At 63.2% G+C, this 20,702-nt stretch carries 16 protein-coding genes and 4 pseudogenes; 10 read left to right on the forward strand and 10 right to left on the reverse strand.

Features of this window, described 5'->3' with window-relative positions:
• On the reverse strand, positions 1 to 123 hold a 123-nt coding region (locus HV773_RS27285), incomplete at its 3' end, for a thiolase family protein (protein WP_484555905.1).
• A 253-nt stretch (positions 124 to 376) separates the two neighbouring features.
• Entirely contained in the window at positions 377 to 937 is a 561-nt protein-coding gene (gene phaP / locus HV773_RS27290) for a TIGR01841 family phasin (protein ID WP_227875520.1), read from the reverse strand.
• Positions 938 to 1,377: 440 nt separating this feature from the next.
• On the opposite strand from phaP, the gene HV773_RS27295 reads away from it, so the two are divergent.
• Positions 1,378 to 2,286, forward strand: coding sequence for a helix-turn-helix domain-containing protein (locus tag HV773_RS27295; RefSeq protein WP_227875519.1), 909 nt, complete (start codon positions 1,378 to 1,380; stop codon positions 2,284 to 2,286).
• Positions 2,287 to 2,353: 67 nt separating this feature from the next.
• On the opposite strand, the gene HV773_RS37005 is transcribed toward HV773_RS27295, so the two are convergent.
• Positions 2,354 to 3,580 carry a c-type cytochrome gene (locus HV773_RS37005; protein WP_281365304.1) on the reverse strand — a complete coding sequence of 409 codons (1,227 nt, stop codon included), beginning with the start codon at positions 3,578 to 3,580 and terminating at the stop codon, positions 2,354 to 2,356.
• A pseudogene (locus HV773_RS37300) lies at positions 3,569 to 4,051 on the reverse strand (c-type cytochrome); the annotation flags it as partial. The pseudogene HV773_RS37300 and the gene HV773_RS37005, both read right to left, overlap by 12 nt.
• A 137-nt stretch (positions 4,052 to 4,188) precedes the next feature.
• Between HV773_RS37300 and HV773_RS27305 the strand changes: the two are divergent.
• Both HV773_RS27305 and HV773_RS27310 read left to right on the forward strand, forming a co-directional pair.
• Entirely contained in the window at positions 4,189 to 4,977 is a 789-nt protein-coding gene (locus HV773_RS27305; RefSeq protein WP_129563877.1) for a peptidoglycan-binding protein, read from the forward strand.
• 21 nt (positions 4,978 to 4,998) lie between these two features.
• Positions 4,999 to 6,603, forward strand: coding sequence for an esterase/lipase family protein (locus HV773_RS27310; protein ID WP_129563876.1), 1,605 nt, complete (start codon positions 4,999 to 5,001; stop codon positions 6,601 to 6,603).
• 14 nt (positions 6,604 to 6,617) lie between these two features.
• Here the strand turns inward: HV773_RS27310 and HV773_RS27315 are convergent.
• Positions 6,618 to 7,052 (reverse strand): annotated as a pseudogene (locus HV773_RS27315) (feruloyl-CoA synthase); the annotation flags it as partial.
• Positions 7,053 to 7,134: 82 nt separating this feature from the next.
• Here HV773_RS27315 and HV773_RS27320 point away from each other — a divergent pair.
• The 3 genes and pseudogenes from HV773_RS27320 to HV773_RS27330 all read left to right on the forward strand — a co-directional run.
• A pseudogene (locus HV773_RS27320) lies at positions 7,135 to 8,100 on the forward strand (tannase/feruloyl esterase family alpha/beta hydrolase); the annotation flags it as partial.
• 171 nt (positions 8,101 to 8,271) lie between these two features.
• Complete coding sequence (locus HV773_RS27325) at positions 8,272 to 9,930, forward strand: alkaline phosphatase family protein (RefSeq protein ID WP_129563874.1); 1,659 nt, start codon at positions 8,272 to 8,274, stop codon at positions 9,928 to 9,930.
• A 132-nt stretch (positions 9,931 to 10,062) separates the two neighbouring features.
• Entirely contained in the window at positions 10,063 to 12,453 is a 2,391-nt protein-coding gene (locus tag HV773_RS27330) for a DNA polymerase II (RefSeq protein WP_129563873.1), read from the forward strand.
• Here the strand turns inward: HV773_RS27330 and gcvA are convergent.
• Positions 12,450 to 13,367, reverse strand: a complete 918-nt coding sequence (gene gcvA, locus HV773_RS27335; protein WP_129563872.1) for a transcriptional regulator GcvA — start codon at positions 13,365 to 13,367, stop codon at positions 12,450 to 12,452. The genes HV773_RS27330 and gcvA overlap by 4 nt on opposite strands.
• 138 nt (positions 13,368 to 13,505) lie before the next feature.
• Here gcvA and HV773_RS27340 point away from each other — a divergent pair, with 138 nt between their 5' ends.
• Both HV773_RS27340 and HV773_RS27345 read left to right on the forward strand, forming a co-directional pair.
• Complete coding sequence (locus HV773_RS27340; protein ID WP_129563871.1) at positions 13,506 to 14,282, forward strand: hypothetical protein; 777 nt, start codon at positions 13,506 to 13,508, stop codon at positions 14,280 to 14,282.
• 135 nt (positions 14,283 to 14,417) lie between these two features.
• The gene (locus HV773_RS27345) at positions 14,418 to 15,797 is read left to right on the forward strand and encodes a sensor domain-containing diguanylate cyclase (RefSeq protein ID WP_129563870.1); all 1,380 of its coding nucleotides are present in this window, start codon (positions 14,418 to 14,420) and stop codon (positions 15,795 to 15,797) included.
• Between the two features lie 4 nt (positions 15,798 to 15,801).
• Here the strand turns inward: HV773_RS27345 and HV773_RS27350 are convergent, their stop codons facing one another.
• Both HV773_RS27350 and HV773_RS27355 read right to left on the reverse strand, forming a co-directional pair.
• Positions 15,802 to 16,464 carry a peptidoglycan DD-metalloendopeptidase family protein gene (locus HV773_RS27350; RefSeq protein ID WP_227875518.1) on the reverse strand — a complete coding sequence of 221 codons (663 nt, stop codon included), beginning with the start codon at positions 16,462 to 16,464 and terminating at the stop codon, positions 15,802 to 15,804.
• Positions 16,465 to 16,742: 278 nt separating this feature from the next.
• A complete protein-coding gene (locus HV773_RS27355) occupies positions 16,743 to 17,234 on the reverse strand; it encodes a flavodoxin family protein (protein WP_129563869.1) in 492 nt (163 codons plus the stop codon).
• A gap of 106 nt (positions 17,235 to 17,340) precedes the next feature.
• Between HV773_RS27355 and HV773_RS27360 the strand changes: the two genes are divergently transcribed.
• Together HV773_RS27360 and HV773_RS27365 are read left to right on the forward strand one after the other, a co-directional pair.
• On the forward strand, positions 17,341 to 17,853 hold the full coding sequence (locus HV773_RS27360; protein WP_129563868.1) for a DUF1697 domain-containing protein: 513 nt from the start codon (positions 17,341 to 17,343) through the stop codon (positions 17,851 to 17,853).
• Positions 17,854 to 17,934: 81 nt separating this feature from the next.
• Entirely contained in the window at positions 17,935 to 18,600 is a 666-nt protein-coding gene (locus tag HV773_RS27365) for a DUF2278 family protein (RefSeq protein WP_129563867.1), read from the forward strand.
• A gap of 104 nt (positions 18,601 to 18,704) precedes the next feature.
• Here HV773_RS27365 and HV773_RS27370 read toward each other — a convergent pair whose 3' ends face one another.
• Both HV773_RS27370 and HV773_RS27375 read right to left on the reverse strand, forming a co-directional pair.
• Positions 18,705 to 19,430 carry a copper homeostasis protein CutC gene (locus tag HV773_RS27370; protein ID WP_129563866.1) on the reverse strand — a complete coding sequence of 242 codons (726 nt, stop codon included), beginning with the start codon at positions 19,428 to 19,430 and terminating at the stop codon, positions 18,705 to 18,707.
• A 52-nt stretch (positions 19,431 to 19,482) separates the two neighbouring features.
• A pseudogene (locus HV773_RS27375) lies at positions 19,483 to 20,634 on the reverse strand (cysteine desulfurase family protein); the annotation flags it as partial.
• Positions 20,635 to 20,702 lie beyond the last annotated feature (68 nt).

The following is a 20,702-nucleotide window of genomic DNA, read 5'->3' on the forward strand; positions in this document are numbered from 1 at the left end:
CGCGCGCTCCAGCGCCGCCTTGATGACCAGCGCGCCCAGATCGGGCGCGGCAATCTTTGCCAGCGAACCGCCGAATTTGCCCACCGCGGTACGCGCGGCCGAAACGATCACAATGTCAGTCAATTTCCACTCCTGCGTTAAAAATACTCATGCTGCCTGCGCTGTACGGCGCGATGGCAACCAAAGCGGCGCCACGGCTATTTCTCAGCGAGCGTAGCTGCGTCCTGTCACACGAAGATGACAAATCAGAGGATGCACGCATTAAATTTGCGCGACGTATTGGTATGAATTAAAAGCGTGGAAGTGTGCGGATGGCGCGGCGCAGTCTTGTCGATTTGCAGCCGCGCCGCTCCGTGAAGAATCAGCGCCGTAGCGATCAGTTCGCAGCCGGCCCCGTTTGCGTCGAGCGCTGCGCAGCAGCGGCGACCTTATCGAACTTGCCCTGCGCGGCCTCGATGGCCTGGCGGGTCATCGTGCGCACCGACTCGGCAGCATTGCCATAGGCCGCAAACGTCGAGTTCATGGCAGCCACGAACGGCTCCGTACCGGCGGGAGCGCTTTGCGAGAAGCGCTCGGCCAGCGCTTTGACGCACTGCTCTTGCCGCTCGGTTTGCGCCTGCGCGATCTGGGTCCATTCAGCATGCGCATGGGCCGCGATATCGAAAACCTTACGTCCATACGACATCGCCTTCGAAGCAGCTTGCTGCGAAGCATTCAGTTGCTGCATGAAAAGCTCAACCGGATTGCCGCTTTGAAGCGCGCCCTTCAGCGCGGCCTCGTTTTCGGCGATCGCCGTGCGAGCCGTCTGCAGATTGAGCGCGACGATGGCTTCGAAGCTCCCGAACGCCGGCTGTGCAAGAGCAAAAAATACCGCGACGCCAGATTCATAATGGGCGCGGAGACGATCGGGTGCGGAAAGGGTCACGGACTCGGTCATCGGCAATGCCTCATGATTAGTGATGCGAAATGGATGAATTTCAGGCCGCCATCCAACACGACCCTAAAACACTACGATCGGCACGCCCCGAAGGACTTCCGCCACCGCCGCAGTGAAATTAGAGGGTTCATTCTAAGCGGAGAATTTAACAATTTTGTGGAAGAACACTTAGGTATAAACCCTCATATCCATACATCCCGGTTCATTTCTTGCATTTGTAGGCGAAATGCGCCATTGAATGGCATGCTCGTACGGACCACGGGGCTGGCATCGCATTCTAAATAGGGCGCACACATAAAGTGGCGCAATGCATTGATTTCGGGGATTTCATAAATATGAAATGTAATGTGTCCAGGCAAACGCTAGCGCTCGCCACCAGCAATGCGACAAAGGCAGATTATCCGCACGATCGTTTCAGTACCGAGCATGAGGCGCCGCACTTGCAATTGTCCGCATGGCGCCAACGCATTGGTTATTTTCTCGACGTGCCAATCTCGCATGCCGATCAGGCCCGCGGCTTTCGCGGCACCATCGACGCCTGGCGCAGCGGCGATCTCGCGTTCATGGACTGCCAGACCGATCCGGTGTCGCAAGCCCGTTCCGCCGCCCGCATTTCCACCGACGCCATGCGCCAGTATGTTTTTCATGTACTCGTGGACGGCGCAATCGAAACGCGCACGGGCGCCTATCCGAAACGCATCGCCACGCAGTCGGAGCCCGGTATTCTCGCGCTGGACATGGGTCAGCCAATGCAGATGACGCGCACCGGCTGTCGCGTGATGGCGTTTTTCATGCCGCGCTCGCTACTCGCATCCGTGCTGCCGGAGCCCGAATCGATTCATGGCAGCGTGATCGAATATCGCTCGCCAATCGCGCGCCTGATTCCCGCACAAATCGCCGAGCTTGCACGCGGCCTGACACACATGAGCGAAAGCGAATCACAGGAAGCCATGCGCACTTGCGCGCTATTAATTGGCGCGGCATTCGGCAAGGAAGCGGGGCTCACCGGAAATGCACGCGCGGCAGTGCGGGCCGCGGCATTTGCCCATGTGCGTCGTTATATCGATGAGAATTTGCACGAATCGGACTTGTCGCCTGAAAGCGTATTAAGCGTTTCGCAGCTTTCGCGCCCCACGCTTTATCGTCTATTCGAAAATGAAGGCGGCCTCGCGGCTTATATCCGCAATCGCCGCCTCAGTCAGGCGGCCGAGGACCTGCGCCGCTATCCCCACAAAGCCGTGGTCGAAATCGCGTATGCATTGGGCTTTAATAGCGCGTCGGATTTCAATCGAGCGTTCCGGCGCGCCTATGAAATGTCGCCGCTCGATTTCCGGCAATTCAGTCTTTGAATTGAGCCTTTGAGCCGGCGGCGGGCCAGAACGGCCCGCCTTTCGATTGCTAGAAGAAGAACGGCATTCAGGGACTGCCAAGCAGATGGCCATTCACCACCGTGCCATACAGCGAGTTCGGCGTGTCGTGATACTTCGCACGCGTTTGCGCGACCGATCCCTTGAAACGCGGATCCTGCGGTCGCTCATGGCTGTCCATGAAGGTCGCCACGTCCCAGGCCTCCTGATCCGTCAACGTGCCGCCGAGACCCAGCGGCATATTCGCCTTGATGAAGCCGGCGGCGTTTTGCGTCTCGTGCATGCCCGCGCCCCAGTTGAAGGAACGCGCGCCCCATAGCGGCGGGAACACCGTGTGGCCATTGCTCGTCTTGCCCTGGCCATCCGCGCCGTGGCATGCCGCGCAATGCTGCTCATAGACCTTGGCGCCGCGCGCGTAGTCCGCTTTCTCGGCGGGCGCGGGCAGCTTCGGATAGCCCTTGCCGGCTACTTTGGCGCCCACGGGCGCGCCCGTGGCCAGCCAGTACGAATAGCTTTCCAGCGCGACCAGCACCGGATCGCCCAGCGGCGGCGCCTTGCCATTCATGCTGTAGTTAAAGCAGCCTTGCAGTCGTTCAGCGAATGTATTCACGTGCCCGTTCTTGGCGCGATAAGCCGGGTACGAAACAAAGGCAGCCCATAGCGGACTCGAATTGGCTTTACGGCCCGCATCGAGGTGGCAATTCGCGCAGCTCAGCGAGTTGCCCACGAACTTGCCCGCGTATTGGCCAGTGTTCCGGAAGATTTGCTCGCCGAGCTTCACCGATTTGCCAAAGTCGCCGCCAGGCATGGCGCTTTCGGGCGGCAGCTGGAATGGCGTTGCGTGATTGCTGGAATCCGCCTGGGGTTGCGAAGCAGGTTGTGCAGCGGCTTGCGCCGATGCTTGTGAAGCCCCAGCCGCTGCGCCCGCTTCGGGCGAAGGCTGTTGCGCGTAATACAGCGCGACGGCATGCATGTCGGCGTCGCTCAGCTTGCTCGCGACGGCCGGCATCAGCGCAAGCGGGCCAGGCGGCCGCTTGCCGTTCTTCCAGGCATTGAGCTGTGCCTCGATATACGCCGCAGGCTGTCCCGCCAGCGGCGGGAATGCGGCGCCGACGCCCGCGCCGCCCGGCCCGTGGCATTGCACGCAGGCGGGCAGGTCTTGTTGCCATCGGCCTCGCGTGGCGAGCCATGCGCCGCTATCGGACGGCGTAGCGTCGGCCGGATCTTGCGTGCGAATGCCCTTCGGAGCAGGCAGGCTGCTGAAGTACTGCGCCACGGCGGTGCGTTCGCTGGCCGACATGTTCTTCGCGAACGGTTGCATCACCGCGTTCTCGCGGCTGCCATCGGCGAATGCCTCAAGTTGCGCTTCGAAATAGTCCGCGCCCACACCGGCGAGCCGTGGGAATCCCGCTGCCGCGTTGCCTTCGCCATTCGCGCCGTGGCAGCTAATGCATGCCGGAACGCCGTTGGCGGTACCTTGCGTGGCGATCGCCTGGCCCGAGGATGCCGGCTCCTTTTGCGTTTGCTTTGCCTGCTGCGTTGACTGTGCATGCGCTGCCGATGCACCCAATACAGGCAGCGCGATGCTCAATGCGAGCGCCGTTACGAGACTTTTGAAGTTCATTGCCCTTCCCGATGTCGTTTTAATTCCGGACCTATTTTCGCTCAATTGAATGGAATTGTTTAGGCCGGGGCGGGTGTGCGGGGTAAGGATGGGGAGTGGGTCCATCTGTTCGGTACCGTACATACGAGTGCAAAAATCGACCTTTAGTTTTTCCTGGCTGTTGATAAAGTGAATGACAAATGAATGGTAAATGTAAGCGTAAGACCCCTATACGAGCTTGAAGAATCGCGTAGTCGATCTGGATATCCAGGAGACGAAAAATGCTGCCATTCGATGGAACAGTACTTTCACTTGGATCGACCGCCACGGCGTCCGTTTCGGCGGTTCAGAATCAACTCACTGCGCGTGGATATGCGGGCGGCACCAATGGGAAGTTCGACGCGGCCATGGAATCGGTGGTCAAGTTGTTTCAGGCCCAGCATTGCGACGAAAGTGGGCTGCCGCTCAAGGTGGATGGACAGGTCGGGGTCCATACGTGGAACGCCCTGTTCGGCGCGACACCCGTAGACGTACAGCCGCTTGTACCCATACTCGCGCAGGCGATCGCCGTCGCGTCGAGCCAGGTGGGTCAAATGGAGGTCCCGCGCGCATCGAACCGTGGCCCCATGGTTGACCGTTATCTAACAAGCACGGGTGTTTCGCTGTCCGGCACGATCGACAGCAGGGCTTGGTGCATGTGCTTTGTCTACTGGTCGTTTCTGCAGGCGGCGCAACAATTGGAACGATCAACGCCGTTGCCAAAGACAGCGGGTTGCATTCAGCATTGGCAACGCGCCGGAAATCTGCCGAATGTGACTCGCGTCACCGCAGCCTCAGCCCTGAAAAGCCGATCGCTGGTGCAACCTGGCATGATCTTCATTCTCGACTTTGGTGGCGGCCTGGGCCATACCGGCATCGTCGAGACATTACTTCCCGGCGGCGGCCTCCAAACGATCGAAGGCAACACAAACACCGATGGATCCCGGTCCGGTGTCGGTGTGTTCCGCCTGACGCGAAGGAAGTTGACGGATGAAACGCTTGTCGGCTTCGTCGACTATTCCCGTGCGTAAATAGCAGCCGCGGAGCGCGCCATGCGGACGGCAAATCCCGATTCGTATCACCCGATCGTCTACATCCGTGGTTTCGCGATGAACAAGTCGGACATTGACGAAACCACAGCGGACCCCTTTTGCGGCTTCAATTCAGGATCGACTGTTTATCGAGCGCGTCCCGGCAATACGGAAGCGGCGCGCTTCGTGTTCGAGTCGCCCGTCGTACGGCTCGTGGCAAATCATGAGTACGTGAACGTGGTCAGCGAAGGGACGGATCTGGCAAGCCCCGGTTTCAACGAACCGGTGCCGCGTCGCTCGATTGTGATATTCCACTACTACGATCCCGCATCGACGCTCCTCGGCAATGGTGTCGTCCCGCCGATCGAAGATTTCGCGGCACAACTGAGCGTACTCATTGCACGATTGCGCGACCTGGTCCTGCTAACCAAGGGCGCATACGATGCACCGGAGCAATTCCGCTGTTTTCTCGTAGCGCATTCCATGGGCGGACTCGTCGCGCGAGCTTTCCTGCAGAATCCACGGTGCGATCCGCAGAACGTCCGCAAGACCGTGAAGAAACTTTTCACTTATGCGACACCGCACAATGGCATCGAATTCAGCGGATTCAATGTGCCGAGTTTCCTGACGAATCGTCAAATCAATACCTTCAACCGTTCCGTGATGGGCAAATACCTCGGTCTGGTTCCGGCCTGGCAGACGCAAACTGACGACGTCGCCCGCTGCCCCGCCGACGCGCTCGACCCCGCGAATATCTTCACGTTGATCGGTACGAACCGGCTCGACTACGAAGTAGGCATGGGCTTGTCGCGCACCTTCGTGGGAAAAGGGAGCGACGGGCTGGTTCGCATCCAGAATGCCGATCTGAAAGGAGTCACGGTCGATGCGACGGGGAATCAGGTGGAAACGCCGTGCGCCAAGGCTTTCGTCTATCGTAGCCACTCCGGTTACTTCGGCATTGTCAACAGCGAGGAGGGCTATCAAAACCTCCAGCGTTTTCTGTTTGGCGACTACCGCGTCGACGTCTGGCTAGAAGTGAATGACATCACCATGCCGACCGGCGATCTTGCGAATGCGGATGCCGCTGGAACGCTCGAAGCGAAATATCCCGTCGATGTGATCATTTCCCTGCGCAATAAACGCTGGTTCCTGACGCGCCGTATCGCTGAAGAAGACTCGTCAGCCGTGTTCGAGCACAGGGACGTGCGAGCGCAACGAGGCAAGACACCTGTGCTCGAAAAAGCGCTTTCTACCATCTTCATGGCGAACTGGGGAAAGCGGGACCCGAAGAATCCGACCGTGGCGTACCGCGTGCAACTGGCCGTGCGCACGCCGGACTTTCAGATCGGTGGACGAGATGCGGATGTGGATCATTTTGAAGGCAGCAGCATTTACGCGGATGCAGTAATCGTCGAACTCGACACCACTCAAATGCCCTGGACCGCCTCTTACTGGTGGGAAAGCGAGCAGACGGCCACGGGCGCTCCTTCCACGAAGACGCCACTGAAGCTGCAACCGCTACACGCAGGAACAACGTCGCCACTCGTTGCTCGCATCCCGATCAAGGGCGGTTCCGGAATCGAGTTCCAAGGCGCGTTAAAGTTCATCGCCAGCCCCTGGGCTTGAACGGAGAAACGCGCTCATAGCACGCGGGCCGGCACCTCACGTCGCGCCCGTATCACCCCGCTGCCCTCGCTATCCTCCGCATAAAGTGCCTCAACCAGTTCCGCGCGGTGCTGAAGCACCGCGCGCTGATTAATCGAGCCTTTATCCGTAATCTCGCCACGATCGAGCGAAGGCGGCTGCACCAGCAACCGCAAACGCGCAATAAACGTCGCGCTGCCCGTCGCCGACTCATTCAAACGTGCAAGCACTCCGGAGAAAAGCTCGCGCACGGGCGGTGCATTAAAAACCTCTTGCGCAGTCGCCTCACTCCCAAGCCCCGCAAGCGCGCGACACGTATCCAGTCGTGGAAAGATCATCGCCCCAACATCGTCGCGATTCATGCCGGTGATCACCACGTCCTGCACGTACGGCTCAACTTCGCTGATGATGCGCGCGCGCATCGGGCCCACGCGTGTCGAATCGGTAAAGTTCACGCGCTTGACCGCCGGATTCGCGATCAGCCGTTCGACGATCGCTGGCGCATCTTCGGGCGCATGCGTGATGACGTTGACGACGCCCTCGCCCAGGCCCGCTTCGTTCAGCGCTTGCCTGACCACGGCTGAACGCCAGCTTATCGCGTCAAAGGTGATTGCCAAATGCGATGCGCTCGACGGCGTAGCCGATGGCATGGTCGAAGATATCAAGGTATGCCAGGCAAATTTCAACCTCGCTACGAATGTTCCGACCTGCACCAGCAATGTACGTGACGGCGCCTGTCTGACGACAGATCAAAAGCAGGCGATCGGCAATCTGTTCTCGGGTGCGCGCGACAGCGCCGGCACCGCCCTCTACGCCACGTTCCCGTATGACGTCGGCATCAACGGTGCGGGCTGGGCTTCGTGGAAACAGCGTGCCTCGATCACGCTTGACCCGATGGCCGCGCCATTCGTGTTCACGTCGCCGCCGCGAAGCGCGTCGACACTCAGCCAGATCTCGGCCTAGGCACTGAACTTCAGCATGGACAACGACGCATCGAAAATCTTCGCGACGAGCGGAGCTTATTCGGAATCGGCATGGCCATTCATGACCCCACCGAATGAGACCGACCTAAGCAACTTGAAGAACCGCGGCGCGAAGCTGATCGTCTATCACGGAACGAGCGACCCGGTGTTCTCATCGGACGATACGACGGACTGGTATCAACGCTTGTCCACAGCGAATGGCGGAGATGCGAGCAATTTCGCGCGCTTCTATACGGTGGCGGGTATGAATCACTGCAGCGGCGGGCCGGCAGCCGATCAGTTCGACATGTTGACGCCGATGGTCGCGTGGGTCGAGAACGGCCAAGCGCCGGACAGGGTAATTGCCACGGCTCGGGACGCTTCCAATGCATTGCCGAACAGCGAGGTTCCGGCCGAGTGGGGTGCGGGTCGGACGCGCCCGCTGTGCCCGTATCCGAAGTTCGCCCGCTACACCAATGGGGATGTGAATTCGGCGAGCAGTTTCGCCTGCAGCTAGCGCGCGTCGACAACCGTTGCGCTCGCACCCATGCACCCTGCTCGTGCCGCAGGGCGCATGTAACAGAATGTAATTGAAAGTTGTTGTTCATCGCCTCGACGCATACGCCCGGCACATTGCCACTTCTGTTTCGCGTGATTCCCCCCACAAACACGAACAAAGAGGTGAACGATGAAAACGGCAAGGAGATGGTCGGCAGGTCTGGTGGCGCTCAGCGCAATGGCGCTCGCCGTGGGTAGCGCACTCGCGCCGGCGCAGGCGAGCGAAACGAGCGGCATCAAGCACGTCCTGCTCATCAGCTTCGACGGTTTGCACGAGCAGGACGTCGCGCGCTGCATCGGCGGCAATACCTGCCCGAATCTCGCGCTGCTCGCGAAGTCGGGCGTCACGTATACGAACGCCTATACGCCCGGGCTGTCCGATTCGTTTCCGGGCCTTGCCGCGCTCGTGACGGGTGGCTCGCCCAAGACGGCCGGCCTCTTCTATGACGTTTCGTACGACCGCACGCTTTACGCGCCCAGCGACACGGGCTGCGTGGGCAAGCAGGGCTGGAACGTCGTGTTCGACGAAACCACCGGCATCGACGCGCAAAACGGCGGCGCGCTCGTGCACCTCGACGGCGGCGGCGACTTCAATCCGCAAGCCATTCCGCGCGCGCGCAAAGGCGCCAAGTGCGTGCCGGTCTATCCGCACGACTACGTGAAGACCAACACGATCTTCGAAGTCGTGAAGGAGAACCTGCCCGGCTCGCACACCGCGTGGGCCGACAAGCATGCATGGGGCTACGACTGGCTGAATGGCCCCTCGGGTCGCGGCGTGGATGACCTCGCGCGCACCGAGATCAACTCGATCGACCCGGTCACGCAGACGAACTACACCGATGTGTACACGCACACCGAGCAGTTCGACGATTTCCACGTGCAGGCGCTGATCAACCAGATCAACGGCAAGGACTCCACCGGCACGCGCAACGAGCCCGTGCCCACGCTGTTCGGCACCAACTTCCAGACGCTGAGCGTGGCCGAGAAGGCCACCGTAGCCAACGGCGGCGGCTATCTCGACGCCAGCTTCACGCCGGGGCCGAACGTGTCGGGCGCGATCACGTATCTCGACAATTCGCTTGGCCTCATCGTTGCCGCGCTCAAGCAGCAAAACCTCTACGCGTCGACGCTCATCATCGTCACGGCCAAGCACGGCCAGTCGCCCAGCGATCACACGAAGCTCGTGAAGAATGGCGACACGCTCACGAAACTGCTTGAGACGAGCAACTATCTCGATCCGAACGGCAACTTCGGCCAGAACAACACCAAGAGCGGCAACCTGAACGACGGTACGGGTCTCGTCGGCACGGGCTTCGTGCAGACCGACGACGTGGGTCTCATCTGGCTGCGCGATCAATCGCAGCGCGACGCCGTGGTCGCCACGCTCAAGCAGAACCTCTCGTGCAACGTGCCCGGCATCTGCGCGGACGGCCCGCAAGCGTACATTCTCAGCGGCAACGCGCTGACCGCGCGCTTCGGCGATCCGTCGCTCGGCCGCACGCCCGATATCGTCGTGCAGCCGAACCCGGGCGTGATCTACACGTCGAGCAAGACGAAGGATGAGGAGCACGGCGGCAATGCGCCGGACGATAGCCATCTCGGCCTCGTCGTGTCGTATGCGGGCCTGCATGGCGGCGGCCGCGCGATCCAGGCGCGCGTGCAGACCACGCAGGTCGCGCCGACGATCCTGCGCGCGCTCGATCTCGATCCGCAACTGCTGCACTCCGTTGCCGCCGAAGGCACGCACTCGCTGCCGGGCCTCGGGCTCGGCCACGGTTCGGACGAGTAGTTCGGACGCGTAACGCGTCATACCCGCGGCACCCGGGGCCGGCGCTTCGCACGAAGCGTCGGCCCTCTTCAAGTCACACCGCCCGGTAGCGTTACAATTCCCGCAGACACCACAGGCCTGCGGGTACGCACAGTGACCGAGCTTCAACCCGGCTTCGAGCCGGGCTTCATCCTGACGCGACATTGGCGCGACACGCCCCACCATACCGAAGTCGACTTCTGGCTCGCAACGCCCGATGGCCCACGGCAGTTGCGCCTGCGCCCGCAAACGTCGGTCGCGTTCGTGCCGGCTGCGCAACGCGAGACCGCGCTCGGCATGCTTGAGCGCAACAAGGGCGCCGAACTGCGCCCGCTCGAACTGAAGGACTTTCGGCAGCGGCCCGTGGTCGGCCTCTACGCGCCGCAATACCGCCAGTTGACCGGCACGGCGAAACGCCTGGCGAAAGCGGGCGTCGACGTCTACGAAGCCGATATCCAGCCGCCCGAGCGCTACATGATGGAGCGCTTCATCACGGCGCCCGTGTTGTTTCGCGGCACGCCCGATGCTTCGGGACTGCTGCTCGACGGCGAACTGAAGCCGGCCACCGGTTATCGCCCGACACTCAGGCTCGTCTCGCTCGACATCGAAACGAGCGCGCAGGGCGAGCTTTATTCGATCGCGCTAGAAGGCTGCGGCCAGCGCCAGGTCTTCATGCTTGCCCCCGAAAACGGCGACGCGAGCGGGCTCGATTTCGACTTCGAATACTGCGAGAGCCGCGCACAGATGCTCGTGCGTCTGAACGAATGGATGGCGCGGCACGATCCCGACGCCATCATCGGCTGGAATCTCGTGCAGTTCGATCTGCGCGTGCTGCACGCGCATTCGCAGCAATATGGCGTGCCGCTGCGCCTCGGACGCGGCGGCGCCGTGATGGAGTGGCGCGAGCATAGCGTCAACCAGAACCACTACTTCGCGGGCGCGGCGGGCCGACTCATCATCGACGGTATCGAGGCGCTGCGCTCGGCCACCTGGAGCTTTACATCGTTCAGCCTCGAATTCGTCGCGCAAACGCTGCTGGGCGAAGGCAAGTCCGTCGACAATCCGTATCAGCGCATGGACGAAATCCAGCGCCGCTTCGACGAAGACAAGCCCGCGCTCGCGCGCTACAACCTCAAGGATTGCGAACTTGTTACGCGCATCTTCGAGAAGACCGAGCTGATCGCATTCCTGCTTGAACGCGCTTCGGTCACCGGATTACCTGCCGACCGCAGCGGCGGTTCGGTCGCGGCGTTCACGCATCTGTATCTGCCGCGCATGCACCGGCTCGGCTACGTGGCGCCAAATCTCGGCGACGTAGTAGGCGAAAACAGCCCCGGCGGCTTCGTGATGGACTCGCGGCCAGGGCTCTACGACTCCGTGCTGGTGCTCGACTACAAGAGCCTTTATCCCTCGATCATCCGCACGTTTCTGATCGATCCCGTGGGGCTGATAGAAGGTTTGCGCCACGCCGGCGATGAACGCGAAGACGATGAAACCGTGCCGGGCTTTCTCGGCGCGCGCTTCTCGCGCACGATGCACTGCCTGCCCGAGATCGTGCGCCAGGTCTGGGAGGGCCGCGAGAACGCCAAGCGCAACAAGAATGCGCCACTTTCGCAGGCGTTGAAGATCATCATGAATGCGTTTTATGGCGTGCTGGGCTCGACGGGCTGCCGTTTTTTTGACCCGCGCCTCGCATCGTCGATCACCATGCGCGGACACGAGATCATGCGCAAGACGCGCGAATTGATCGAGTCGCAAGGCTACGACGTCATCTACGGCGATACCGACTCCACCTTCGTTTGGCTCAAGCGCGCGCATACGGAAGAAGACGCCACGCGCACCGGCCGCGCGCTGGTCGAGCATGTCAACCAGTGGTGGCAGACCGAATTGCGCGAACGCTTCGGTCTCCAAAGCGCTCTGGAGCTGCAATTCGAGCGCCATTATTCGCGCTTTCTCATGCCCACCGTGCGCGGCGCGGAAGAAGGCAGCAAGAAGCGCTACGCGGGTCTCGCGCGCACGAAAGACGGCAGCGACGACATGGTGTTCAAAGGGCTGGAGACCGTGCGCACCGACTGGACACCGCTCGCCCAGCAATTCCAGCGCGAACTATACCGGCGAGTCTTCAAACGCGAGCCGTATGCCGACTACGTGCGCGATTATGTGCGGCGCACGCTGAGCGGCGAGTTCGATGAGCAGCTCGTGTTCAGGAAGCGGCTGCGCCGGCCGCTTGGCGACTATCAGCGCAACGTGCCGCCGCACGTGCGCGCCGCGCGCGTCGCCGACGAATTCAACCGCGCTAAAGGCCGTCCTCTGCAATATCAAAACGGCGGCTGGATCAGCTACGTGATGACGACCGCGGGCCCTGAGCCACTGGAAACGCTCAGCTCGCCTCTCGATTACGGGTTTTATTTGAGTCGACAGTTGCAGCCGGTGGCGGACGCCATTTTGCCGTTTCTGCGTGAGGAATTTGAAACGCTGGTTTCGGGGCAAGCGAGTTTGTTTTAGCCGAGAAACCGCCGTATCTCATCAGCAAGCCAGTCGCGCAAAGCGCACACCTTGGAGTCGTCGCGGCTGCCGATGCGATAGACGAGATCATGACCGCGCTCCGATTTCAGGCAGATCTCCGGAAACGGCGCAACCAGATGCCCAGCGGCAATGTCGTCGGCCACGATCACGCTGCGCCCAAGCGCCACGCCTTCACCGCGAATCGCCGCCTCGATGGCGAGACTCCCATGGCTGTAGGCCGATCCGCGGTCGCTGCGAATTCCCTTGATGCCTGCCAGTGCGAGCCATTGCTCCCAGTTGGCCAGCATGCCGTCCTCGTGCAGCAAAGTGCAGCGTGCAAGACTCTCGACCGAAGGCATGCCTGCTCTCGCCCTCCAATATTCCGGACTGCAAACCGGCGTCACGGTCTCTTCGAGAATCCGCTCCGCTAGCACACGCGGATAACGCCCGCTGCCGTAGCGAATCGCGACATCGGCCTCGCCTTCGTTCAGATCGACATATTTGTCGGTCACTTCGAGATGAACGTCGAGTTCCGGATGACGCGCCTTCAGCCGATGCAGCCGGGGCGCGAGCCACTTGTTCGCGAACGAAACGCTGGAGTTGATCTTCAGGCGCGTCACCCGGCCGTGGCCGTCGCGGCTGTCGTGAGCGCGCAAGCGCTCCGACTCCTTCGTTAGTTCCGCCAGCACCCGGGTCACGGCCAGCAGGAATTCGGCGCCCGCTTCGGTCAGTACGATCCGCCGCGTCAGACGCTGAAACAGCGCAACGCCAAGGTGGTTTTCGAGTGTCTTGATACGCCTGCTCACCGCGCCGTGCGTGACGTGCAACTCCTCGGCCGCCAGCGTCATGCTCAACAAGCGCCCGGTGGCTTCGAAGGCGCGCAGGGTCTGCAAAGGGGGAAGCCGGTCGAACATAACGGGAATGGGATGACGACATGCGTGAGTTTTACTCACGCATTATATGACGACAAATGGTTTGTCAGGCGCGATGGCGGCCCTCACTATCCATAGCATCGCTCCCGGCTGCCGCACTCCACCATCGTATCGGTCATCATGGATCTTCTCGTTTTCAAGCTCATCGTCACTCCGTTGTTGCTGTTGGCCGCCAGTCTTGCCGTGCGCCGCTGGGGCGAGGCGATCGGCGGATTCATGGTCGGCTTGCCGCTCACTTCCGGGCCCATCTCGGTGTTCCTCTCGCTCGAGCACGGGCCCGCCTTCGCGGCGCAGGCCACGGCGGGCTCGCTCGTCGCCACGGTTGCGCAAGTGGCCTTTTGCCTGGTCTATTGGCGGCTGGCCAGCCTCGGATGGCGCATGGCGCTCGCGAGCGCCTGCGCGACATTCGTCGTCGTGGCCGCCGTTCTGCAATGGAGCGGCCTCGCACAAACGGGCCTCTTCCTGCTCGCCGTTCTGGCCATCGTGTTCGCGCTCAACTTCATTCCGAACCAGGCGGCCAAAAACGAAAAGCTCGATCCGCCGTGGTGGGACTTGCCTTCGCGTATGGCGCTCATCGCGGGGCTCGTGGTCGGCGTCACGCTGATCGCGCCTTATGTCGGCCCCGAAGCAAGCGGCGTGCTCGCGTCGTTCCCGTTCATGGCGATCATCCTCGCCGTGTTCGCACACCGCTCGGCCGGCCACGCCGCCCCACAGCAACTGATGCGCGGCATGGTGGCGGGACTGCTGGGCTTTGCCGCGTTCTTCTACGTGCTGAGCCTGCTGCTGACGCGCACGAATCTCGTGGCCGCCTACGGCAGCGCGATCTTCTGCGCGCTGGCCATCCAGGCGGTCTCCCTGTACCGGCTGCGCATGCCGACCGCCTTGCCCGCCGAGTGATCCCACGGTAGTGGGTCCGGCCGCTCATTCACGCCCCGTCAGCAGTCGAATCGGCGCAAAATAGCTTCGCAACCGGAGGCGCGCACGGCGCCTCCCCAGAGTTGCGAACGCACGCGCTCGACGCCACGGGGCCCCATGTACGGCTTGTTGATAGGACCAGCTACGCGCAGGCAGGCGATCTTCGCCGGCCTCTGCGCGCTCGCGATCATGCTCACGCTCGCGCTTGCGGCGCCGCGCGCTCACGACACCCTGCCCGCCATCGGCCCGTTCATGCCGATGTGCGCGCTAACCGTGTTCACTACTTCGGGCATTGCGGCGTTCATGCTCGGCGCGCGCTTCGCGGCCACGCGTCTGCCGATGCTCGGCGCACTCGGTGGCGCCTACGCTTTCACCGCCATTACCGTCGCATTGCAATTGCTGATGTTTCCTGGCGTGTTCACGCGCACCGGCTTGCTGGGCGCGGGCCCGTATAGCGCGGCGTGGATGTGGGTTTTCTGGCACGCGGGCTTCCCCGCGCTCGTGATCGTGGCCGAACTGGTGCGCAGCCGCGCGTCGGACGACCCGCCCCAGCGCGCGGGCCTGGGTCTGGATGCCCGCGCCTGGCTCCTGATCCTCGGCCCCGCCGTGTTTGCCGCAGCGCTCGGCGTGTTCGTGGTTCGCGTCGATCTGGTCGCGCCGTGGCATGCCTCCACGGCAGCGAAGGCTACCGGCGCCACGGGTCTTGCCATCTGCGCGCTTAATCTCGTGGCCATCGCCGTCGTCTTGTTGAAAGGGCGGCTGCGGCTCGTGCTCGACTGGTGGATCGTGGTGGCGCTGCTCGCCTCGCTCGTGGACGCCGCGCTCAATACGCTGAGCGTCGAGCGCTTCACGCTGGGCTGGTACGTGGCCCGCATCTTCAGCATGTTCGCGCCGGGCGTGCTGGTGTGCGTGCTGGTCTGGGAAGTCACGGCGCTCTACCGGCGGTTGTCGGAAGAGCATGCCTCGCTGATCCAGACATCGGCGCACGACGCGCTCACGCGCGTGTACAACCGCAGCTATTTCGACGAGCAGTTCCGCCGCTCGTTCGAGCGCGCCACGCGTGGTGGGCAACCGCTTTCGCTCGTGATGATCGACGTCGATCACTTCAAGCTTTACAACGACGCCCACGGCCACTTGCACGGCGATGCGTGTCTCAGCGCCGTGGCCGAGGCGCTCGCGCGCACGCTGCGCCCCGGCGACTTCGTCGCGCGCTACGGCGGCGAGGAGTTCGCGCTGGTGCTGCCCGGCGCCAACGCCGACGACGCCTGCGCCGTCGCGGAACGCGCCCGCGCGGCGGTCGCGCAACTCGCCATGCCCACGCCAGCGCCTGCGGGCCGGGTCACTGTGAGCGCCGGCTGCGCCACGAGTGGCTCGGGCGGCGCGGCCAACCCGGCTGCGAGCGCGGTGCCCCATGCGCTGATCGCCGCCGCCGACGCGGCGCTCTATGCCGCCAAGCGCGCCGGCCGCAACCGCGTCGCGCGCGCCGCGCAGAGCTAGGGGCTCACTCCGCGACCGGTCCGGAATCCGCCGGCAGATGCGCCAATGGATCCACCGCATGGCTGCCTTCGCGCATCTCGAACTGAAGCAGCGCGGCGCCGTCGCCCTGCGTGCCCATCTCCGCAATGGCCGCGCCCTGCAGAACCGCGTCGCCTTCGTGAACGAGCAGCCGGCGGTTATTGCCATAGGCCGTCACGAAGCCATCGTCATGCTTGAGGATGACCATGAGGCCATAGGTCTTGATGCCGTCGCCCGCATAGACGACGCGTCCCGCAGCGGCGGCTTTGATAGGCTTGCCCGCGCTGCCGGCAATCTCGATGCCGCGCGAGCCGCCTTCGCCGAACTCGCGCACGACCATGCCGTTGACCGGCCAGACGAATTGCGCCGATGCAGATGTGTGCGTGACGCCTGTCGTTTCTGTAACGTAAGCCGCGCCCGCAGGCGCGGCATTCGCCTGCGCTGGCCCGGCATCCGGCGGCGCCACCCGCAGCATCTGGCCCACGCGCAGCGGGGCACCTGGCGCAACATCGTTCCAGCTCGCGATGTCTTGCGGGGTGCGCCCGAATTCCGGCGCGACTCTGGCGAGCGTATCGCCCGGCTGCACGCAGTAGTACCCCGCGCTCACCTGCTGGCAATGCATCGCGAAAACCGGGGGCTTCCGTCCCATATCGAGCGTGCATCCCGACAGCACGCCGCCAGCGCCAAACAGAACGCTCAGCAGAACGCCCCAAACAGCGCCACGTTGCCGCGATTTCAAACTCCGTCTCATTAATTCGTCATCCTGCATTTAATCGGTGAGACGAACATTATGAAAGGCGGGCGCGGCACCTCATCTCAGTTTTTCAGGCGTCACGGCGTGGAGTTCGAAGCCGGGCAATGCGCCGAATAGTGGACGAAAAGGCGGACGAATAGGCGGACGAAAAAGCACACGAAAAAACGTGCGCGTCAAAAGACGCCGAGCGCAAGTCCGGCGGCCAGCCCCGCGCCCAGTTCCGCGCAGCGTTCGAGATCGTCGGCGCCGATGGTCTTGGGCGCGAGAATGCGTTCGGGCGTCTGCGCATGGGTGCAAACGATCACGCTCTGCGCCACCGCTTTCAGCCGCCAGCCCGTAGCGATGCGATCGATCTGGCGCAGCGCATTTTGCCCGTCGCTGCCCGCGCAGATCATGACCGCATAGGGACGGCCGTTCACGCGGTCGAGCGCCGCGTAATAGCTGCGGTCGAAGAAGTCCTTCATCAGCCCGGACATGGCCGCGAGATTCTCCGGGGTCGCGAACAGATAGCCGTCCGCGGCGAGCACGTCTTCGGGTTGCGTGGCGTCCGCGCGCTGCAGCTTCACCGCGACGCCCGCCTGCTCGCGCGCGGCCGCCGCCGCTGCCTCGGCCATTTGCTGCGTGCCTCCGGTCATCGTGTGATAGACGATCAGCAGCGTCTTCATACGCATTTACTCTTCGCTTCGCCAACGCGCCGGAATGGCGCGTCCCATCTTTTCGATGATACCCCGCGCATCTCACGCTTCGCGCGAACCGCAGTATCATGCGCGCATGCCTACCTATATCGCCCTGCTGCGCGCCGTGAATGTCGGCGGCACCGGCAAGCTCCCGATGGCGGATCTGCGCGCGATGTGCGAGGCGCTCGGCTTTACCAGCGTGCGCACGTATATCGCGAGCGGTAACGTCGTCTTCCAGAGCCGGCTCGCGGCGGCGAGCGTGAAGAAGCAACTCGAACGCAGCCTCGAAGACTACGCGGGCAAGCCAGTGGGTGTGCTGCTGCGCACCGCCGCTGAAATGGCCGCCGTACTCGCGGCGAATCCTTTCGCGAGCGAGCCTCCCGAGCGCACACTCGCGATCTTTCTGGACACCGCCCCAAGCGCCGACGCGCTGGAGAAGGCGAGCGGCCAGGGCACGGAGCTCATTGCCCTCGGCACGCGCGAGATCTACGTGTACTACCAGGACGGCATCGCGCGCTCGAAGCTCAAGATTCCCGCTGCAAAAAACGGCACCGCGCGCAACATGAACACGGTGGCCACGCTCGCGCAATGGGCCGCGGAGCGCTAGGTTACGCCGCACAACACCCCTGTCACGCTGCGGCCTCATGATGGACCGCTCTGCTACGAGCAATTCCAGGAGATGCAAGAGATGGCGCTTCCCTACGGCTACGCGAAAGGCAAGATCGTGACCACGCCGCAACTCACACCCACGCAGCGGCCCCATGAAGTGCAATATCACCTGCACTTCGGCCTCTCGGTCGCGGGCGCGCAATGGGACATCGCGGTGAACGTCGGCACCACCGACGCCGACGATTTGCTCAAGTACAAACTGCCGTTCGACTTCAGCCACCCTGTGCTCGCGACGCTCCAGAGCGCCGCAGCGGGCTCGCACGATCTCACCGGGCAGGACGCGCTGCCCGCGCTCGACTTCCAGCGCAGCGACTTTCTGGCCAACACCGGCAACTGGCGCGACAGCGGCGTCATGGACGGCTCGAACGCGGTCGAGCCTGTCGCCACGCTGGAGCGCCTGCTGGTGCGCGCGATGCAATCGAGCTTCGACGTCTACGTGTTCGGCCGCTTCTATAGCGAAGGCAACGGCCTGCACGACGTGCACATGAACCAGGGATCGAAGGGCGAATTCATTCATCGCCCCGGCGACGACAGCAACGACCACAACGACATCTGGCAGGACGGCGCGCTACTCGTCGATCTGGGCGCGCCGCAGTGGGCGCTCTATGTGGCGGCGTTCGATCAGCAATGGCTGCCGACCGACGACCTGGGCAACCCCACGCCCGATTCGAAGCCGATTTCGTAAGCGCTTTGCATGGGACCAGAGTAAGAGCTCTGCATGGGCCCGGAGTAAGTGCTGAAGCACTAACTCCGGCCGACAGCTAAAGCGCCAACTCTGGTCGACAGCGTTCAGGCGATCGATGCAAGGGTCTGCTTGAACGCCTGCACGAGGCGTTGCGAGGTGCACGCGGGATGCGCCGGAAAAAAACCGAGCTCGACGCCTTTACTATCGCGCTGCGCGAGCGATTCACGGCACGACGCATGTACTTCGGCAGCGCCGGTCGTTTCGACGATGTGAGCCACGTTTTCGGCAGTGACGCCGCTACCCGGCATGATGGCGATGCGCCCCGCCGCGCGCCGCGCCAGATCGGCGAGCACGGCCAGGCCATCGGTGGCGCGCGCGGCGCCGCCCGAGGTGAGAATGCGCTCGAATTGAAGCGCGACGGCTTCCTCGAGCGCGCGCGCCGGGTCCGGCACGAGATCGAATACGCGATGCAGCGTGGTGCCGAGTCCGCGCGCACGCTCGCACAACGTACGCAGCAGCGCGACGTCGAGGCAGCCATCGGGAAGCGCCGCGCCGAGCACCACGCCCGCAAGACCCGCCGCGCGCACCGCGTCGATCTCGGCGAGCATCGCCGCCGTGTCGGCGGGCGACCATGCGAACGAGCGTGCATGCGGCCGGATCATCGCGTAGACCGGAATCGGCGCGCGCGCCGCCGCTGCGATCAGCCCCGGCGTGGGCGTGAGGCCGCCCAGATCGAGCGCGGAGCACAGCTCGATGCGATCCGCGCCACCGGCGATGGCGGCTTCGAGCCCATCCACGCTGTCGACGCACACTTCGAGCGAAATCGGCATACGCACCCCTTGCCGGTCACCGGTCATAGATCACCGTTCACGCTGCGCAGGCCGCAGCACTCGTCGCGCATTGTGCCACCACGGCGCGAATGCATTCGATCGCACGATCGACGTCTTCCTGCGTCGTATAGCGGCCGATGCTGAAGCGCAGCGTGCGGCTGGCCGCCTCGGCATCGAGCCCCAGCGCGCTCAGCACGTGCGAAGGCGCGCCCGAGGCCGAGTTGCACGCCGAGGTGGACGACACGGCAAGATCGGCCGCCAGCATGAACGGGAAAAACCCAGGCAGGTCGATGGTAAGGCTCAGCGTATGCGCGATCCGCCGCGCCGCGCGCGCGTTCTGCGTCACGCCTTCGAGACCGCGCACGCCAACAAGCAGGCGCTCGGCCAGGCCTTCAATGCGCTGCGTGTCCGCCTCCATCTGCGCAGCCGCCAGCGCGCAGGCCGTGCCCATGCCCACGATCTGGTGCGTGGCCAGCGTGCCCGAGCGCAGCCCGCGCTCGTGGCCGCCGCCGTGCATCTGCGGCGCGATGCGAGCGGCCACTTCGCGGCGCACATAGAGCGCGCCAATGCCCTTGGGCCCATAGACTTTGTGCGCCGACATCGACAGCAGGTCGATGCCCATCGCCTTCACATCGATAGGCGTCTTGCCGAGCGCCTGCGCCGCATCCACGTGCAGCAGCGCACCCGCTGCGTGCACGAGCGGCGCAATCGCGGCGATGTCGGTGAGCGTGCCAATCTCGTTGTTCACGAGCATGAGCGAGACAAGGCCGGTGTCGCTGCGCAGCGCCGCCTTCACGGCTTCTACGCCAATGCTGCCGTCGGCATCGGGACGCACATAAGTGAGCGCCATGCCGCGCTGCTCGAGATTCGCCATGGTGTCGAGAATCGCCTTGTGCTCGAGGCAGCTCGTGATCAGATGGCGCGCGCCCGTGGCCGCATCGGCATAGCCCTTCAGCGCGAGATTGTTCGATTCGGTGGCGCCCGAGGTCCAGACGATCTCGTCGGGGGCCGCGCCGATCAGTGCCGCCACCTGCGCACGTGCCTCTTCCACGAGACCGCGCGCCTTGGTGCCCGCCGCGTGCGAACTAGAGGCCGGATTGCCGAATGCACCCTCGATGCCGAGGCATTCGCCCATCGCGGCAATCACGCGCGGGTCGGCCGGCGTCGTGGCCGCGTAATCGAAATAGTGCAGTTTGTCGCCCATGATCCGTTGTTCTGTCGCTGATTGAATGGGCGATCATGCTACGCGGCGGACCGTAGAAAGTGTTTCCA

It is taken from the genome of Paraburkholderia caffeinitolerans (assembly GCF_902859945.1).
GTDB classification, from domain to species: Bacteria; Pseudomonadota; Gammaproteobacteria; order Burkholderiales; family Burkholderiaceae; genus Paraburkholderia; species Paraburkholderia caffeinitolerans.

Coding starts and splice junctions, on each gene's coding strand:
- phaP (WP_227875520.1), bottom strand. CDS start 937: ATGACCGAGTCCGTGACCCTTTCCGCACCCGATCGTCTCCGCGCCCAT.
- HV773_RS27305 (WP_129563877.1), top strand. CDS start 4,189: ATGCTGCCATTCGATGGAACAGTACTTTCACTTGGATCGACCGCCACG.
- HV773_RS27310 (WP_129563876.1), top strand. CDS start 4,999: ATGCGGACGGCAAATCCCGATTCGTATCACCCGATCGTCTACATCCGT.
- HV773_RS27325 (WP_129563874.1), top strand. CDS start 8,272: ATGAAAACGGCAAGGAGATGGTCGGCAGGTCTGGTGGCGCTCAGCGCA.
- gcvA (WP_129563872.1), bottom strand. CDS start 13,367: ATGTTCGACCGGCTTCCCCCTTTGCAGACCCTGCGCGCCTTCGAAGCC.
- HV773_RS27340 (WP_129563871.1), top strand. CDS start 13,506: ATGGATCTTCTCGTTTTCAAGCTCATCGTCACTCCGTTGTTGCTGTTG.
- HV773_RS27345 (WP_129563870.1), top strand. CDS start 14,418: ATGTACGGCTTGTTGATAGGACCAGCTACGCGCAGGCAGGCGATCTTC.
- HV773_RS27350 (WP_227875518.1), bottom strand. CDS start 16,464: ATGGGACGGAAGCCCCCGGTTTTCGCGATGCATTGCCAGCAGGTGAGC.
- HV773_RS27355 (WP_129563869.1), bottom strand. CDS start 17,234: ATGAAGACGCTGCTGATCGTCTATCACACGATGACCGGAGGCACGCAG.
- HV773_RS27360 (WP_129563868.1), top strand. CDS start 17,341: ATGCCTACCTATATCGCCCTGCTGCGCGCCGTGAATGTCGGCGGCACC.
- HV773_RS27365 (WP_129563867.1), top strand. CDS start 17,935: ATGGCGCTTCCCTACGGCTACGCGAAAGGCAAGATCGTGACCACGCCG.
- HV773_RS27370 (WP_129563866.1), bottom strand. CDS start 19,430: ATGCCGATTTCGCTCGAAGTGTGCGTCGACAGCGTGGATGGGCTCGAA.